Origin of the sequence: Chachezhania sediminis (genome assembly GCF_009765275.1) — a bacterium.
Lineage (GTDB): Bacteria > Pseudomonadota > Alphaproteobacteria > Rhodobacterales > Rhodobacteraceae > Chachezhania > Chachezhania sediminis.
This window is the reverse complement of the sequence record NZ_VOPH01000003.1, coordinates 142,242-158,126: the sequence shown is the minus strand read 5'-3', so window position 1 is coordinate 158,126 and position 15,885 is coordinate 142,242. Positions and strand designations below refer to the sequence as shown.

General features: G+C 65.9%; 15 protein-coding genes and 1 pseudogene. 5 read left to right on the top strand and 11 right to left on the bottom strand.

Annotated features, from left to right (window positions below; all coding sequences use genetic code 11):
• Positions 1 to 17: 17 nt before the first annotated feature.
• Positions 18 to 1,406 carry a dihydrolipoyl dehydrogenase gene (lpdA, locus tag FQK05_RS10205; protein WP_158966384.1) on the top strand — a complete coding sequence of 463 codons (1,389 nt, stop codon included), beginning with the start codon at positions 18 to 20 and terminating at the stop codon, positions 1,404 to 1,406.
• A 147-nt stretch (positions 1,407 to 1,553) separates the two neighbouring features.
• Here the strand turns inward: lpdA and FQK05_RS10200 are convergent, their stop codons facing one another.
• From FQK05_RS10200 to FQK05_RS10185, 4 genes are read right to left on the bottom strand one after another with little or no spacing between them, the layout of a single operon-like run.
• Positions 1,554 to 2,159, bottom strand: a complete 606-nt coding sequence (locus tag FQK05_RS10200) for a pyridoxamine 5'-phosphate oxidase family protein (RefSeq protein WP_158966382.1) — start codon at positions 2,157 to 2,159, stop codon at positions 1,554 to 1,556.
• Positions 2,128 to 2,883 carry a lysophospholipid acyltransferase family protein gene (locus FQK05_RS10195; protein ID WP_158966381.1) on the bottom strand — a complete coding sequence of 252 codons (756 nt, stop codon included), beginning with the start codon at positions 2,881 to 2,883 and terminating at the stop codon, positions 2,128 to 2,130. Before FQK05_RS10195 ends, FQK05_RS10200 begins: the two co-directional genes overlap by 32 nt.
• Positions 2,880 to 3,782 (bottom strand): cell division protein FtsX, encoded by a 903-nt coding sequence (locus FQK05_RS10190; RefSeq protein ID WP_158966379.1) that lies wholly within the window; start codon positions 3,780 to 3,782, stop codon positions 2,880 to 2,882. The genes FQK05_RS10195 and FQK05_RS10190 overlap by 4 nt, the downstream gene beginning before the upstream one ends.
• Positions 3,779 to 4,456 carry a cell division ATP-binding protein FtsE gene (locus tag FQK05_RS10185; RefSeq protein WP_158967588.1) on the bottom strand — a complete coding sequence of 226 codons (678 nt, stop codon included), beginning with the start codon at positions 4,454 to 4,456 and terminating at the stop codon, positions 3,779 to 3,781. The genes FQK05_RS10190 and FQK05_RS10185 overlap by 4 nt, the downstream gene beginning before the upstream one ends.
• On the opposite strand from FQK05_RS10185, the pseudogene FQK05_RS26505 reads away from it, so the two are divergent.
• Both FQK05_RS26505 and FQK05_RS10180 read left to right on the top strand, forming a co-directional pair.
• Positions 4,372 to 4,701 (top strand): annotated as a pseudogene (locus FQK05_RS26505) (hypothetical protein); the annotation flags it as partial. The gene FQK05_RS10185 and the pseudogene FQK05_RS26505 sit on opposite strands and share 85 nt — an antisense overlap.
• A 171-nt stretch (positions 4,702 to 4,872) precedes the next feature.
• Positions 4,873 to 5,571: a hypothetical protein gene (locus FQK05_RS10180; RefSeq protein ID WP_233270454.1), complete on the top strand. Its 699-nt coding sequence runs from the start codon at positions 4,873 to 4,875 to the stop codon at positions 5,569 to 5,571.
• 162 nt (positions 5,572 to 5,733) lie between these two features.
• Here FQK05_RS10180 and FQK05_RS10175 read toward each other — a convergent pair whose 3' ends face one another.
• The 7 genes from FQK05_RS10175 to FQK05_RS10145 all read right to left on the bottom strand — a co-directional run bounded on the left by FQK05_RS10175 (position 5,734) and on the right by FQK05_RS10145 (position 12,199).
• Entirely contained in the window at positions 5,734 to 6,084 is a 351-nt protein-coding gene (locus FQK05_RS10175) for an H-type lectin domain-containing protein (protein WP_158966375.1), read from the bottom strand.
• 118 nt (positions 6,085 to 6,202) lie between these two features.
• Positions 6,203 to 6,616, bottom strand: coding sequence for a F0F1 ATP synthase subunit epsilon (locus FQK05_RS10170; RefSeq protein WP_158966373.1), 414 nt, complete (start codon positions 6,614 to 6,616; stop codon positions 6,203 to 6,205).
• Positions 6,617 to 6,628: 12 nt separating this feature from the next.
• On the bottom strand, positions 6,629 to 8,053 hold the full coding sequence (atpD, locus tag FQK05_RS10165) for a F0F1 ATP synthase subunit beta (protein WP_158966371.1): 1,425 nt from the start codon (positions 8,051 to 8,053) through the stop codon (positions 6,629 to 6,631).
• Between the two features lie 13 nt (positions 8,054 to 8,066).
• Positions 8,067 to 8,945 carry a F0F1 ATP synthase subunit gamma gene (locus FQK05_RS10160; RefSeq protein WP_158966369.1) on the bottom strand — a complete coding sequence of 293 codons (879 nt, stop codon included), beginning with the start codon at positions 8,943 to 8,945 and terminating at the stop codon, positions 8,067 to 8,069.
• Between the two features lie 12 nt (positions 8,946 to 8,957).
• Positions 8,958 to 10,496, bottom strand: a complete 1,539-nt coding sequence (gene atpA / locus FQK05_RS10155) for a F0F1 ATP synthase subunit alpha (RefSeq protein WP_158966367.1) — start codon at positions 10,494 to 10,496, stop codon at positions 8,958 to 8,960.
• Positions 10,497 to 11,057, bottom strand: a complete 561-nt coding sequence (locus FQK05_RS10150) for a F0F1 ATP synthase subunit delta (protein WP_158966365.1) — start codon at positions 11,055 to 11,057, stop codon at positions 10,497 to 10,499.
• Positions 11,058 to 11,431: 374 nt separating this feature from the next.
• Complete coding sequence (locus tag FQK05_RS10145) at positions 11,432 to 12,199, bottom strand: methyltransferase domain-containing protein (protein ID WP_158966363.1); 768 nt, start codon at positions 12,197 to 12,199, stop codon at positions 11,432 to 11,434.
• A 72-nt stretch (positions 12,200 to 12,271) separates the two neighbouring features.
• On the opposite strand from FQK05_RS10145, the gene gloB reads away from it, so the two are divergent.
• Together gloB and clpA are read left to right on the top strand one after the other, a co-directional pair.
• On the top strand, positions 12,272 to 13,042 hold the full coding sequence (gloB, locus tag FQK05_RS10140; RefSeq protein WP_158966361.1) for a hydroxyacylglutathione hydrolase: 771 nt from the start codon (positions 12,272 to 12,274) through the stop codon (positions 13,040 to 13,042).
• 421 nt (positions 13,043 to 13,463) lie between these two features.
• Positions 13,464 to 15,791, top strand: coding sequence for an ATP-dependent Clp protease ATP-binding subunit ClpA (gene clpA / locus FQK05_RS10135; RefSeq protein WP_158966359.1), 2,328 nt, complete (start codon positions 13,464 to 13,466; stop codon positions 15,789 to 15,791).
• Positions 15,792 to 15,885: the final 94 nt, after the last annotated feature.

Sequence of the window (15,885 nt, the reverse complement as noted above, 5' to 3'; positions counted from 1 at the left end):
ACTGAAAGGAGTTCCGAATGTCCAGCTATGATGTCATCGTCATCGGGTCCGGCCCCGGCGGCTATGTCTGCGCCATCCGCTGCGCGCAACTGGGCCTGAAGACGGCCTGTGTCGAAGGGCGCGAGACCCTTGGCGGCACCTGCCTGAACATCGGCTGCATCCCGTCGAAGGCGCTGCTGCACTCCACGCACATGCTGCACGAGGCAGAGCACAACTTTGCCACGCTGGGCCTGATGGGCGATGCGCCCAAGGTCGACTGGGACAAGATGAAGGGCTTCAAGGACGACGTGGTGGCGCAGAACACCAAGGGCGTCGAGTTCCTGTTCAAGAAGAACAAGATCGACTGGATCAAGGGCTGGGCGTCCATTCCGGAGGCCGGCAAGGTCAAGGTCGGCGACGAGATCCACGAGGCCAAGAACATCATCATCGCGTCGGGGTCCGAAGCGGCCTCGCTGCCGGGCGTCGAAGTGGACGAAAAGAAGGTCGTAACCTCGACCGGCGCGCTGACGCTGGACAAGGTGCCGGGCAAGCTGGTGGTGATCGGCGCCGGCGTGATCGGCCTGGAACTGGGCAGCGTCTACAAGCGGCTGGGGTCCGAAGTGACGGTCGTCGAATACCTGGACGTCGTGACCCCGGGCATGGACGGAGAGATCCAGCGCGTCTTCCAGCGCACGCTGAAGAAGCAGGGCTTCGAGTTCATCATGGGCGCCGCGGTCCAGAAGACCGAAGTCGACGGTGACAATGTCAAGGTCACCTACAAGCTGAAGAAGGACGACAGCGAGCACGTGCTGGAGGCCGATGCCGTCCTGGTGGCCACGGGTCGCAAGCCCTATGTCGACGGGCTGGGCCTGGAGGCGCTGGGGATCGAGATGACCAAGCGCGGCCAGATCGCCGTGGGCAAGGACTGGCAGACCAACGTCAAGGGCATCTATGCCATCGGCGACTGCATCGAGGGTCCGATGCTGGCCCACAAGGCCGAAGACGAAGGCATGGCGGCCGCCGAATGCGTGGCGGGCAAGCATGGGCACGTGAACTATGGCGTGATCCCGGGCGTGATCTACACCGCCCCCGAAGTGGCCAATGTGGGCGAGACCGAGGAATCGCTGAAGGCGGCGGGTCGGGCCTACAAGGTCGGGAAGTTCAACTTCATGGGCAACGGCCGGGCCAAGGCGATGATCGCCGCCGAAGGCTTCGTCAAGATCCTGGCGGACAAGGAAACCGACCGGATCCTTGGCGCGCATATCATCGGGCCCAACGCGGGTGAGCTGATCCACGAGATCTGCGTGGCGATGGAATTCGGCGCCGCGGCCGAGGACGTGGCCCTGACCTGCCATGCCCACCCGACCCTGTCCGAGGCCGTGCGCGAGGCCGCGCTCGATTGCGGCGACGGCGCGATCCACGCCTGATACGGGCCGGGCCCCGGCAGGGGCCTCGGCCGAACCACTGGTGCCAGGCAAGCCGATTCAGATCGGCTTCCTCCCAGCGGGGGTTGCGGGCGCTGCGGCGCCCGCCTCAAGGCCCTTCGGAAGGGCCCTGGACTGTTCCGGGCCTACCTACCACATGGTCTGGCGCGCACGGGCCGGCCAGGCCTCGTCATAGGCCTTGCCGTTCTCGGTTCCCTTCGTGATCTCAGTCAGCATGTCGCCCACCGTCGGCAGGCCCGCGCTCTGATCGCCCAGGGTCCAGAGTTCCGACCGCAGCAGCGCGCGGGCGCATTGGGGATAGACTTCCTCGATCGCGATCACGATGACCGTTGCGGGCTGCCGGCCGTCCTTCTCGAACCGGGCGCGCATGCCTTCGTCCGTCGTCAGTTTCGCCTTGCCGTTGACCCGCATCGCATTGGTCGATCCGGGCACCAGGAACATCAGCGACACACGCCCGTCGCGCACGATGTTGCGCAGGCTGTCGATCCGGTTGTTGCCCCGCCAGTCGGGCATCGCCAGCGTGTAGTCGTCCAGCACCTGGACCACCGGCGACTCGTCCCCCCGGGGCGTGCCGTCGGTTCCTTCCGGCCCCACCGTCGACAGCACGCAGAACCGCGACCGTTCGATCCAGGCCCGGTAGGTGTCGATCAGGTAGGGCGCCACCTTCCTGCGCGCCGGCACGCCGACCTGACCGTAAAGCGCCTCAAGCGCCGCGATGTCCTCGATGAATTCCATTCGCCTTGTCCCTTTGGTTCTCTGCCAGCAACCGGTCCGAGGCCATCTCGACCCGGGCCGTGATCTCGGTCAAGAAGGCGCGTTTGGTCAGGCCGGGGTCCACCGGGTCAAGGAATTCGACCACCGCCCGACCGGGACGGCGGATCAGTCCCTTGCGCGGCCAGACCAGGCCCGCATTGGTGGCAACCGGCACCGCCATGGCCTTCATCGTGTCGTACAGCAGCGCAACACCGGGCCTGTAGGGCGCCTCTGCCCCCGGTTCGACCCGTGTGCCCTGCGGATAGATCACCAGCTGCCCGCCCTCGCCCGCCAGCGCCGCGCGCACCATGTCGGTCATGGCCCCGGCGCCGCGGCGACGATCCACCGGGATGCAGCCGACCCGCAGCGCGTAAAGGCCGAAGACCGGCGCCCGGACCAGCGTGTGCTTCATCACGAAACGTGGCCGCGGCAGCACCGCGAACAGCATCAGGACATCCAGGAAGGACTGGTGCTTGGCCACGACCAGAACGTCGCCCTGCGGCACCGGCCCGCGCCATTCCGTCCGGATTCCCACCAGCCAGCGGGCCAGCAGAAAAACCCACCGCGCGAAGACCTTGATCGACCAGCGCGCCCCCCGGCGCGACAGCAGCCCCACCGGCGCCAGAGCGATTCCCATGACCCCCATGGACACGAACAGCAGCGCCGAGAAGGCGGCCGATCGCAGCCAGAGGATCAGGGTTCTCATGGCAGGCTCCGCAACCGTGTACGGGCCGCCTGCGTCGTGGCCCCCAGGGCCACCAGCGCGGCCAGAACCGGGATCAGCAGCGGCAGGATCCAGCCCCCGCCGTGAAAGCCAAGGCCGGTCAGGATGCTGCCTTCGGCCGAGGCCGACGGCAGCAGCATCACTCCAACCATCCCCAGCACCGTGCCGGCAGCCGCACCGGCCAGAGCCCGAAGCGTGAAGCGGCGCACGAAGGCGCTGGCGATGTAACGGTCCTGCGCACCGACCAGCCGCAGCACCGAAATGATCTGCGCATTGGCCGACAGCGCGGCATTGGCGGCCAGCGTGATCATCGTGGCCATGGCCCCGCCGATCAGCAGGATCGACACCCAGCCCAGAAGCTTCAGCGCCCGCGCCGCCGCCACCAGCGGCCGGCGCCAGCGGTCGTGATCGTCCAGGACGGCGCCCGGCACCTCAGCCTCCAGCCGCAGGCGCAGGCCCGTCGCGTCATAGCCCGGATCGTCCTCGATCACCTCGACCAGCTGGGGCAGCGACAGATTTTCGACCGGCAATTCGTTGCCGAACCAGGGTGCCAGCAGGGCCGACTGTTCCTCGGCGCTCAGCGCGCGGGCACGGGCCACGCCGGGGGTCTGGGACAGGACCTGCAGTGCCTTGGCGGTCAGGTCCGCCATCTGGTCCGCCGGCGCGCTGATCCGCAGCGTGGCGGCCTGCGCCAGTTCCTGCGACCAGCGGTGGGACACGCGGCCCGCCGCCAGCGACAGCGACAGCGCGAAGACGGCCAGGAAGGCCATCGCTCCGGCGGCAAAGATCGTCAGGCGGGCGGTATAGCCGCTGGGGGGTACGATGCGGTTGGCCTGGTCGTCCCCGAAGATCAGCGTGCGCAGCATCAGGCCCCGGCTCATAGCGCGGCCCCCGCCAGTTGCAGCCGCCGTCCTGCGATGCGCAGGACCCGGGTCTGGATCTGGGCCTTGGCGGCGCGGATCAGGTTCAGGTCGTGGGTCGCGATCACGATGGTCTTGCCCATGCGATTCAGTTCGACCAGCAGCTGCAGCAGCCGCTGGGACATTTCCCAGTCGACATTGCCGGTGGGTTCGTCCGCCAGGATCACGTCCGGCGACATCATCACCGCGCGCGCCAGCGCCGCCCGCTGGCGTTCGCCGCCCGACAGCTCCGGCGGCAGCGCATTGGCCCGATGGGACAGGCCGACCCAGGCGATCAGTTCCCGCAGGTTGGCAGCCGCCGTATCCCCCGCCCGGCCCGACACGGCCAGCGGCAGGGCGATGTTTTCGGCCACCGGCAGGTGGTCCAGGAAACGGCAGTCCTGATGCACCATCCCGATCCTCCGGCGCATCAGCGCCAGCCCGTCCCGGTCCAGCGTCGACAGGTCCGCCCCGAAGGCGCGCACCGCCCCTTCGCTGGGATGCAGCGCCCCGGTGCACAGGCTGAGAAGCGTGGTCTTCCCCGCCCCCGACGGCCCCGTCAGGAAATGGAATGTCCCCGGAGCCAGAACCACCGAGACGCCGCTCAGCAGGTAGCCGCCGCCATAAGTGTAGGCCACGTTTTCCAGCTCGATCACGTTCTTTACCCGCTCCATGCCCGGTCTTGTTGCTGCCCTGCTTCTGCCCGAGTGGCCCCCGGGTTTCAATGGGGCCACAGATGCGGGCTGCTGTTCGATTGGGCCTTTTCCGCCCATGGCAGGGGCCCTATCCTTGGGTCCGCTGGATCCGGCGACTGTGCCGGACGTGGAATGAAACCGGGGGTCGCATGCGTCTGACATGTCCGAATTGCGGCGCACAGTATGATGTCCCCGACACTGTCATACCGCCCCGGGGCCGCGAGGTGCAGTGTTCGAACTGCGCCGAATCCTGGTTCCAGAAACATCCCGAGCCTGTCCCCGCGGCGCCCGCCCCTGCGCCAATTGTTGCCGATCGCGGCACGGCAGACACGGCTGAGCCGGCCCCTGCCCCCGAAAACCCGGACGCGGCCGCCCGCGTGCGGGCCGAGATCGAAGACGAACTGGACGCCGACCCGGACGACGACGGCGACGAAGATGCCGAGGACGGCGAAGGCCTGGACGAGGACGCCTGGGCGCAGGTCCGCGCGGCCGAAGACGGCAGGCCCCGGGAGCTGGACCCCGCCATTGCCGCGATCCTGCAGGAGGAGGCGCAGCGCGAGGCCCGCCTGCGCGCCGCCGAAGCCGCCGCGGCCATCGAGACGCAGACCGAACTGGGCCTGGCAGGACCCGGACCGAAGCCTGTGCCAGGGCACAGGCCTGCGACCGGGCCCCAGCCGGAAACGGCAGCCAAACCCGCAGCGGCGCGCAAACCTGCGCCGGCCGCAGAAGAGAAACCCGGAGAGAAGCCCGCGGCAACGCCCGGGCCCACGCCGCGTGCGCGTCGCACGGCGTCGCCCCCCGATGCGGTCCGGCTTGCCCGCCCGACGCAACGCACGCCCATGCCGCCCGAACACCCAGCGCCGCGCCCCCGCGATGGCAGCGCCTTCGGCCGTGGGGTCGCGGTTGCGGTGCTGGTGGGGCTGGTCCTGCTGTTCTTTTACGCCAATGCCGATCCGATTGCCGACGACGTGCCGGAACTGCTGCCACTGCTGGACGTCTATACAGCCGGTGTGGACTCCCTGCGGGCCGGCATACACGACGTCTATCTAAGCCTCAGCGGAACAGGCAGGAACTGACGCGGGCGCCCTGCCCGGCCTCATGCAAGATGCGTGGCTTCCGCCGATCAGATCGTCCTCGACCTCTCCCGTCGCTGGGAGGGCCGATCATTCACCGGAATTGCAGACAGATCGGCAGAGGACGGCCCCGGCCATCCCGACACGGAGCTCTGGGTCAGCCCCCTAGTACAGCTCGAAGTCGTCCTCGTGGGGCATTTCCCCGATGGACAGCCACGCCACCCGGGCGCGGGCGACGCGGGTATCGAGCCAGGTCCGAAAGACGATTTCGAAATCGGATTCGGTGACATTCTCGGCCGTGACCTCGGCCCGAACCGAGGTCTTGAAGTCCACGTCCCAGAGAGAGATCGACACATGCACCGTGGGCGGATGGCGGTAGCGGTCGGAAAAGACGACGCGAAGCCGCCGTTCGCGCGGGCCGGTGCCGCGCCACATCGGGCCCCCGTCCTCGAAGTCGGCAAACATCGTCACATCGCCCTGATCGACGCCCATAAGATGATTGCTGAACCGCTGCATATGCCCGTTGCCTCCCCCGTCCCTTTCTGGGGGTACTCAACACATAACACCTGGTAAAGAACAAAACCGGCCCGCAAGGGGCCGGTTTCAACCAGGTTTCCGCGACGGAATGCCCGGATCAGTTCATGTGGATGCCCAGCTGTTCCAGGTCCGCCAGAAGCTTCAGCGCCTCGTCGACGATGCCCGTATGTGCCTCGGGCGAGGCCTTTGCGGCCTCGACCTTGGCACGGGCTTCGGCGATCAGCTCGTCCAGATGCTCGCGCGTGACCTCGTCCACCGGGGTGGCCTTCTCGGCCAGGACCGACATCGCTTCGCCGTTGATCTCGGCGAAACCGCCTGTGACCAGGTATTCCAGCGTGCCGTCCGGACCGTCGACCTTAAGAAGCCCGGGCCGCAGGGTGGTGATGAGCGGCACGTGGTTGGGCATGGCCGTCATCCGCCCCTCGGTTGCCGGGATCTCGACCGCCGTGGCCTGGACCGAAGCAAGGCTCCGTTCCGGGCTGACGAGGTCGAATTGCATCGTGTCTGCCATCAGACCCGCTCCTTACGCCGCTGCTGCGGCCATGCGCTCGGCTTTTGCGATCACTTCCTCGATGCCGCCAACCATCAGGAAGGCGCCCTCGGGCAGGTGGTCGTATTCGCCGGCCACGACGGCCTTGAACGACGAGATGGTGTTTTCCAGGGGAACCTGGACACCCGGCGAGCCGGTGAAGACCTGAGCCACGTCGAAGGGCTGCGACAGGAAGCGTTCGATCTTCCGGGCGCGGGCCACGGTCAGCTTGTCCTCTTCCGACAGTTCGTCCATCCCGAGGATGGCGATGATGTCCTGCAGCGACTTGTACTTCTGCAGGATCTGCTGAACGTCGGTTGCCACCTTGTAGTGCTCTTCGCCGACGATGGCCGGGTCAAGCAGACGCGAGGACGAGTCGAGCGGGTCAACGGCCGGGTAGATACCCTTTTCCGAGATCGCACGGTTGAGAACCGTCGTTGCGTCGAGGTGGGCGAAGGACGTTGCCGGCGCGGGGTCGGTAAGGTCGTCCGCGGGAACGTAGATGGCCTGCACCGAGGTGATGGAGCCCTTCTTGGTCGAGGTGATCCGCTCCTGCAGCTGGCCCATGTCGGTGGCCAGCGTCGGCTGGTAACCCACGGCCGACGGGATACGGCCCAGAAGTGCGGACACCTCGGAACCGGCCTGCGTGAAGCGGAAGATGTTGTCGACGAAGAACAGAACGTCGGTGCCGGACTGGTCGCGGAACTGCTCGGCCAGGGTCAGGCCGGTCAGGGCGACGCGGGCACGTGCTCCCGGCGGTTCGTTCATCTGGCCATAGACCAGGGCCACTTGGCTTTCGGCCAGGTTGTCCGGCTTGATGACGTTGGATTCGATCATCTCGTGGTAGAGGTCGTTCCCTTCACGGGTCCGTTCGCCAACACCGGCGAACACGGAGTAGCCCGAGTGCACCTTTGCGATGTTGTTGATCAGTTCCATGATCAGAACCGTCTTGCCCACGCCGGCGCCGCCGAACAGGCCGATCTTGCCGCCCTTGGCGTAGGGGGCCAGCAGGTCGACGACCTTGATGCCGGTGACCAGCACTTCGGATTCCGTGGACTGGTCCTCGAATTCCGGGGCGGGCTGGTGGATGGCGCGGGTTTCGGTCGCGTCAACCGGGCCCTTTTCGTCGATGGGCTCGCCCACGACGTTCAGGATGCGACCCAGGGTGGCGTTGCCCACCGGAACCGAGATGGCGGCGCCGGTATCCGTCACCACCTGACCGCGGACCAGACCTTCGGTCGCGTCCATGGCGATGGTGCGGACCGTGTTTTCCCCCAGGTGCTGGGCGACTTCCAGAACCAGGCGCTTGCCCTGGTTCTCGGTCTCCAGCGCGTTCAGGATCTGCGGCAGGTCGTCTTCGAATTGGACGTCGACCACAGCGCCGATGATCTGTGTAATCTTGCCTTTAGCTTGCGACATTGTGTTCGTCTCCTTAAAGCGCCTCGGCGCCGGCGATGATCTCGATGAGTTCGGTCGTGATCGCGGCCTGCCGCGAGCGGTTGTACTGGATCGTCAGCTTTTCGATCATGTCCCCGGCGTTGCGGGTCGCGTTGTCCATGGCCGACATGCGTGCGCCCTGTTCGGATGCACCGTTTTCCAGAAGCGCCGCAAAGATCTGCGTTGCCACGCCACGCGGCAACAGATCGGCCAGGATCGCCTCTTCGCTTGGTTCGTATTCGTACAGCGACGACGCGGCAGCCCCTTCCTCGGGCGCGTCGAAGACGGCCGGGATGATCTGCTGGGCGGTCGGCACCTGGGTCACGACGTTGACGAAACGGGCGAAGAAGATCGTCGCCACGTCGAATTCACCGGCGTCGAAGCGGGTCAGGATGTCCGTGGCGATGCCCTGCGCGTCGGCATAGCCAAGGCGCTTTACGTCGCTCAGGTCGACGTGACCCACGTAATACTGACCATAGTCGCGGCGCATGGCGTCGCGACCCTTCTTGCCGACCGTCAGGATCTTGACCGTCTTGCCTTTGGCCTTCAGCTCGTCCGCCTTCTGGCGGGCCAGGCGCGCGATGTTCGAGTTGAAGCCACCGCACAGCCCCCGCTCGGCCGTCATGACAACCAGAAGATGGGTCTGGTCGTCACCGGTGCCGCGCAGAAGCTTCGGCGCACTTTCACTGTCGCCGACCGAGGCCGCCAGACCCGCCATCACCGCGTTGAAGCGCTCCGCGTAGGGACGCGCTTCTTCGGCCGCTTCCTGTGCCCGCCGCAGTTTTGCGGCGGCCACCATCTGCATGGCCTTGGTGATCTTGCGGGTCGACTTGACCGACTCGATCCTGACTTTCAGGTCCTTGAGACTGGGCATTGCCGTCTCCTCTTACGCGAAGGTCGCAGCGAATTCTTCGATTGCGGCCTTGAGCTTGGCAGCGGCATCATCCTTGATCTTCGGATCTTCCTTGGTGATCCAGTCCAGGATGTCCTTGCGCTTGCCGCGCATGTGCGCCAGCAGGCCCGCTTCGAACTTGCCGACCTGGTTCACCGGAAGCTTGTCCAGGAAGCCGTTGGTACCGGCGAAGATCACGCAGACGATTTCCGCGTTGGTCAGCGGCGCGTATTGCGGCTGCTTCATCAGCTCGGTCAGGCGCGCACCACGGTTCAGCAGCTGCTGGGTCGAGGCGTCGAGGTCCGAACCGAACTGGGCGAAGGCCGCCATCTCGCGGTACTGGGCCAGCGACAGTTTCACCGGGCCGGCAACCGAGGACATCGCCTTGGTCTGGGCCGACGAACCCACGCGGGACACCGACAGACCGGTGTTCACGGCCGGGCGGATGCCCTGGAAGAACAGGTCGGTTTCCAGGAAGATCTGGCCGTCGGTGATCGAGATCACGTTGGTCGGGATAAAGGCCGAGACGTCGCCGCCCTGGGTTTCGATGACGGGCAGAGCGGTCAGCGAGCCGGCGCCGAAATCTTCGTTCAGCTTGGCCGAACGCTCCAGCAGGCGGGAGTGCAGGTAGAACACGTCGCCCGGATAGGCTTCACGCCCCGGCGGACGGCGCAGCAGCAGCGACATCTGACGGTATGCAACGGCCTGCTTAGACAGGTCATCGTAGATCATCAGGCCGTGACGGCCGTTGTCGCGGAAGTATTCGCCCATCGCGGTCGCGGTATAGGGGGCGAGATACTGCATCGGCGCCGGTTCGGACGCGGTTGCAGCCACGACGATGGAATATTCCATCGCGCCGTTTTCTTCCAGCTTCTTGACCAGCTGCGCAACGGTCGAACGCTTCTGACCGATGGCCACGTAGATGCAGTAGAGCTTCTTGGACTCGTCGTCGCCGGCGGCCTCGTTATAGCTCTTCTGGTTCAGGATCGCGTCGAGCGCCAGGGCGGTCTTGCCGGTCTGACGGTCGCCGATGATCAGTTCCCGCTGGCCGCGGCCGATCGGGATCATGGCGTCGACCGACTTCAGGCCGGTGGCCATCGGCTCGTGCACCGACTTACGCGGGATGATGCCCGGTGCCTTGACGTCGGCGATGCCTGTCTTGGTGGCGCCGATCGGGCCCTTGCCGTCGATCGGGTTGCCCAGCGCGTCGACGACGCGGCCCAGCAGTTCGTCACCGATCGGAACGCTCACGATCGAGTTCGTGCGCTTGACGATATCGCCTTCGCCGATTTCGCGGTCGGAGCCGAAGATCACGACGCCGACATTGTCGGCCTCGAGGTTCAGCGCCATGCCCATGATCCCGCCCGGGAACTCGACCATCTCGCCGGCCTGGACGTTGTCGAGGCCGTAGACGCGGGCAATCCCGTCACCGACGCTCAGCACGTGGCCGACCTCAGCAACTTCGGCTTCCTGACCGAAGTTCTTGATCTGGTCTTTTAGGATCGCAGAAATCTCTGCTGCTTGGATACCCATTTATCCGACCTCTTTCATTGCATTCTGTAGCGCACCGAGACGCGAGCGGATCGACGTGTCGATCATCTTCGAGCCCACGGTCACGATGAGACCACCGATGATGTCTTCATCGACGGCCGTCTTGAGTTTCACGGTCTTGCCGACCTTGGCGGCCAGCGCCTCGCTCAGCTTCGCGGTCTGTTCGTCGGTCAGCGCGACGGCCGACACGACAGCTGCCGTCACTTCGCCACGTTCGTCCGCCAGCCGCGCACGCAGTTGCGAGATCAGCTCGGGCAGGATGAACAGGCGGCGCTTGTCGGCCATCAGGGCCAGCGCGTTCGTCAGCATCGCGTCCAGGCCCATCTTCTGGGCGACGGCAACGATGCCGGTCCGCTGTTCGGACCGCGTGAAGACGGGGTTGAAGACCAGTTTCGCCAGGTCGTCGCTTTCGGCCAGGGCGGCCGACAGGTCGTCGAGGCTGGATTCAAGGTTGGAGAGGCCGTTGCCCTCTTTCGCGATCTCGAAGATTGCGGTGGCATAGCGCGCGGCAATGCCGGCGGAAATCGACGCTGATTCGGACACGTCCACCCTTCCGATGATTTGGCCCGGCGGACGCGAATTGCACCCACCCGGGTGTTGTTAATGAGCCCGGGTCTTGCGGCCCGGGCGCGAAAATCAGCGTGGATGTACCAGAGCGTTAACCCCCTAGCAACATGCGATAGCGTTAACGGCAACCGGCAATCGGACTGAAAAGAAACGTGAATTCCCAAGGTGCGACCGTTTGCGCAGGGCGCCACCCGACTGTTAGCGTATGCCAATTGTCCGCTCGCGCAAAGCACTCATCGAAAACGGGTTCCGGGACGGCCAGATCTGCCCCCGGCAGAGCGGCCCACCTGTGCCAGATTCGCGGGCGCGCGCGGGCGGATTCCGGCCCCGGCGACGCAAACGCGCGGTCCCTACAGATCCGTGGGCACCCGGTGGCGCAGCGGCAGGGCCGGTTCGCCCAAGCCCTCGATCGGCTTGGCGGCCGTCCGCGGCGCGCGCTTCGACAACGAGCCGCCGCCGGCACGGACGCGCTTGCTGGCCTCGACCAGGAAGACGCCGCCCGCGATCATGGTCGGAAGGCGTTTGCCCACCCTTTCCATCATGCGGCCGGACTTCAGCCAGAACCTCTTTTCCGACGGCGGCAGGAACAGAGCGGCGCACTGCCGTTCCGGTTCGAATCCGTGGGCCCGGATCTGGGTTTCCAGCTGGCCCAGCGTATAGGGCCGGCCGAAGCCGAAGGGCGTGCGGTCGTTCCGCGACCAGAGACCCGCGCGGTTCGGCACCACGAACAGCGCCTTGCCCCCCGGACCCAGCACGCGGGCGGCCTCGTCCAGAAGATTCGCAGGGCGTTCCGACGTCTCCAGCCCGTGCAGAAGGATCAGCTTGTCGACGCGGCCCGTTTCCAGGGGCCAGAGCGTCTCCTCGATCAGGGCCGATACGTTGTGCCCGTCCTTGGGCCAGGCCATCACCCCCTGCGGTCCGGGCATCAGGGCGATGGTGCGGCGGGCATCGGCAAGGTAGGGGCGCAGAAGCGGCACGGCAAAGCCGAAGCCCACCACTGTCTGGCCCTTCGCCTCGGGCCAGAGTTCAAGCATGCGCTTGCGGATGCTGGCCTGCACCGCCCGCCCCAGGGCGCGCCGGTAATAGAACTTGCGGAGATCCTCGACGTCGAGATGCATTGCGGGCGGGGGTCCGTTCGGTCAATCTGTCGGCGGTTCGCGCGCACTTTATCAACGAAAGGTCAAAAGGCCATGCCTCTCGACATCGTCACGGTTCCCTGCCTGAAAGACAACTATGCCTATCTGGCCCACGATCCGGCAACAGGCGCGACCGCGGTCATCGACGTGCCGGAAGCCGCCCCCCTGCTGGCCGCGGCCAAGGCACGCGGCTGGACCATCGGCCAGATCCTGATCACGCATCACCACTGGGACCATGTCGACGGGCTGGCCGGCATCAGGGATGCCTTCCCGGACGCCAAGGTCGTCGGCCATGCCGCCGATGCCGAACGCCTGCCACCGCTGGACGTGGCCCTGAACGAAGGCGATCCCGTCACCATCGGCACCGAAACCGGGACAGTCATCGATGTCTCCGGCCACACCGTCGGTCACATCGCCTTCTATTTCCCCGGCTCGAACGCGGTCTTCACCGCCGACAGCCTGATGGCCCTGGGCTGCGGCCGTGTATTCGAAGGCACCTTCCCCCAGATGTGGGACAGCCTGTCGAAGCTGGCCGCCCTGCCCGACGACACGGTCGTCTATTCCGGGCATGAATATACCCAGGCCAATGCCCGCTTTGCCCTGACGATCGAGCCCGGCAACACCGACCTTCAGGAGCGCGCGGTCGAAATCGACACCGACCGCGAAGCCGGCAAGCGCACGGTGCCTTCGCTTCTGGGCACGGAAAAGGCCACGAACCCGTTCCTGCGCGCCGCCACCCCCGAACTGGCCGCGGCCATCGGCATGGCAGGCGCGGCCCCGGTGGACGTCTTTGCCGAAGTCCGAACCCGCAAGGACAACTTCTGAGACCCGGGGTCAGAGACGGCTTGCACATGCCGTGACCGGCCATCCCGCCGCCGGTCGCGGTTTCGCCGTGTTGGCTTCCCGCCGACCCGGCCGCCGGGAAGCCCCCCTCCCCCGCAACCGCGGGCATAACCGGGCCACCATGCCGCAACCTGCGGAAGGTCAGCCCCACGGGCGAGCCCGTGGCCGAGTCCACACGGATGGGGACAAATCCCGCCCGGATCCTGCCAAAGCGACAGGCAGACCCCCTGCCCGCCCCCCCGAAAATGATCGCCGATTGAGCAAATGTGAGACGAATTCGGAAGAAAAGCCTTGAAGCCGCCCTGTGATCAACCAAACTCTAACGTGAACGTGGCAGGATTACGTGGGGGTGACCCGGCCCAGCCCACAACCCTCCGCGACCCAGGCAAGAAGGAGCACACCCGTGCCTTCATTCTCGAGCACTCTTGAACAAGCCATTCACGCGTCGCTGGCCCAGGCCAACGAGCGCCGGCACGAATTCGCGACGCTGGAGCATCTGTTGCTGGCGCTGATCGACGAACCCGATGCCGCGCGGGTGATGAAGGCGTGCAGCGTCGACCTGGACGAATTGCGAAGCACCTTGATGGAATTCATCGAGGAGGACCTGTCCAACCTGATCACCGACGTCGAAGGGTCCGAGGCCGTGCCCACGGCCGCCTTCCAGCGGGTGATCCAGCGGGCGGCGATCCACGTGCAATCCTCGGGCCGGACCGAAGTGACCGGCGCCAATGTCCTGGTCGCCATCTTCGCGGAACGCGAATCGAACGCGGCCTATTTCCTGCAGCTGCAGGACATGACCCGGTACGACGCCGTCAACTTCATCGCCCACGGCGTGGCGAAGGATCCTGCCTATGGCGAAAGCCGGCCCGTCCAGGGCTCTGACGAGACGGAGGAAGAAACGCACACCTCGGCTGCACCGGACACCGATCAGAAGGAAAGCGCACTCGCCAAGTACTGCGTGGACCTCAATGCCAAGTCGCGCGGCGGGGATATCGACCCGCTGATCGGGCGCGAAGAGGAGGTCGAGCGCTGCATCCAGGTGCTCTGCCGCCGTCGCAAGAACAATCCGCTGCTGGTGGGCGACCCCGGCGTCGGCAAGACTGCCATCGCCGAAGGCCTGGCCCGCAAGATCGTCGCGGGCGAAACGCCGGAAGTGCTGAAGAACACCACGATCTATTCGCTGGACATGGGGGCGCTGCTGGCTGGCACCCGCTATCGCGGCGATTTCGAGGAACGTCTGAAGGCCGTCGTGACCGAACTGGAAGAGCATCCCGATGCGATCCTCTTCATCGACGAGATCCACACGGTGATCGGTGCGGGCGCCACGTCGGGCGGGGCGATGGATGCGTCGAACCTGCTGAAGCCCGCGCTTCAGGGCGGCAAGCTGCGGACCATGGGGTCGACGACCTACAAGGAATTCCGCCAGCACTTCGAAAAGGACCGCGCGCTTTCCCGCCGGTTCCAGAAGATCGACGTGAACGAACCTTCGGTCGAGGACAGCGTGAAGATCCTGCGCGGACTGAAGCCCTACTTCGAGGAGCACCACGGCGTGAAATACACGGCAGAGGCCGTGCGCTCGGCCGTGGACCTGTCGGCCCGCTACATCAACGACCGCAAGCTGCCGGACAAGGCCATCGACGTCATCGACGAAGCCGGCGCCGCGCAGCACCTGCTGTCGGCGGCGAAGCGGCGCAAGACCATCGGCGTGAAGGAGATCGAGGCCGTCGTCGCCAAGATCGCCCGTATACCGCCGAAGAACGTCACCAAGGACGACGCAGAGATGCTGAAGGACCTGGACGTCGGTCTGAAGCGCGTGGTCTTCGGCCAGGACGCGGCCATCGACGCCCTCTCCAGCGCGATCAAGCTGGCCCGCGCCGGGCTGCGCGAACCGGAAAAGCCCATCGGCAACTACCTGTTCGCGGGCCCGACGGGTGTCGGCAAGACCGAGGTGGCCAAGCAACTGGCGGACATGCTGGGTGTGGAACTGCTGCGCTTCGACATGTCGGAATACATGGAGAAACACGCGGTTTCGCGCCTGATCGGTGCGCCCCCCGGCTATGTCGGTTTTGACCAGGGCGGGCTTCTGACCGATGGCGTCGACCAGCATCCGCACTGCGTGCTGCTGCTGGACGAGATCGAAAAGGCGCACCCGGATGTCTACAACATCCTGCTGCAGGTGATGGACCATGGCGAACTGACCGACCACAACGGTCGGACGGTGAACTTCCGGAACGTCGTGGTTATCATGACCTCGAATGCCGGTGCGCAGGAACAGGCCAAGGCCGCCATCGGCTTTGGCCGCGACCGGCGCGAGGGTGAGGATACGGCGGCCATCGAACGGACCTTCAGCCCGGAATTCCGCAACCGTCTGGACGCGGTGATCTCGTTCGGGCCACTGCCGAAAGAGGTGATCCTGCAGGTGGTCGAGAAGTTCGTGCTGCAGCTTGAAGCCCAGTTGCTGGACCGCGGCGTGACCATCGAACTGACCCGCCCGGCGGCCGAATGGCTGGCGGACAAGGGATACGACGACAAGATGGGCGCCCGGCCCTTGGCCCGGGTGATCCAGGAACACATCAAGAAGCCGCTGGCGGAAGAGCTGCTGTTCGGCAAGCTGGCCAAGGGCGGGCTGGTCAAGGTCGCCGTCAAGAACGGCGAGCTGGACCTTCAGATCGAAGGCCCCGGCAAGCCGCGCCTTGCGGGGGACAAACCGCCCCTGCTGACGGCCGACTGATCGTCGGATCCGGTACAAAATAAGAAACCCGCGGTTCCAACCGCGGGTTTTTTCTTGGCCCCTCATTCTCAGACCAGTGGCAGCACCGTTCCCG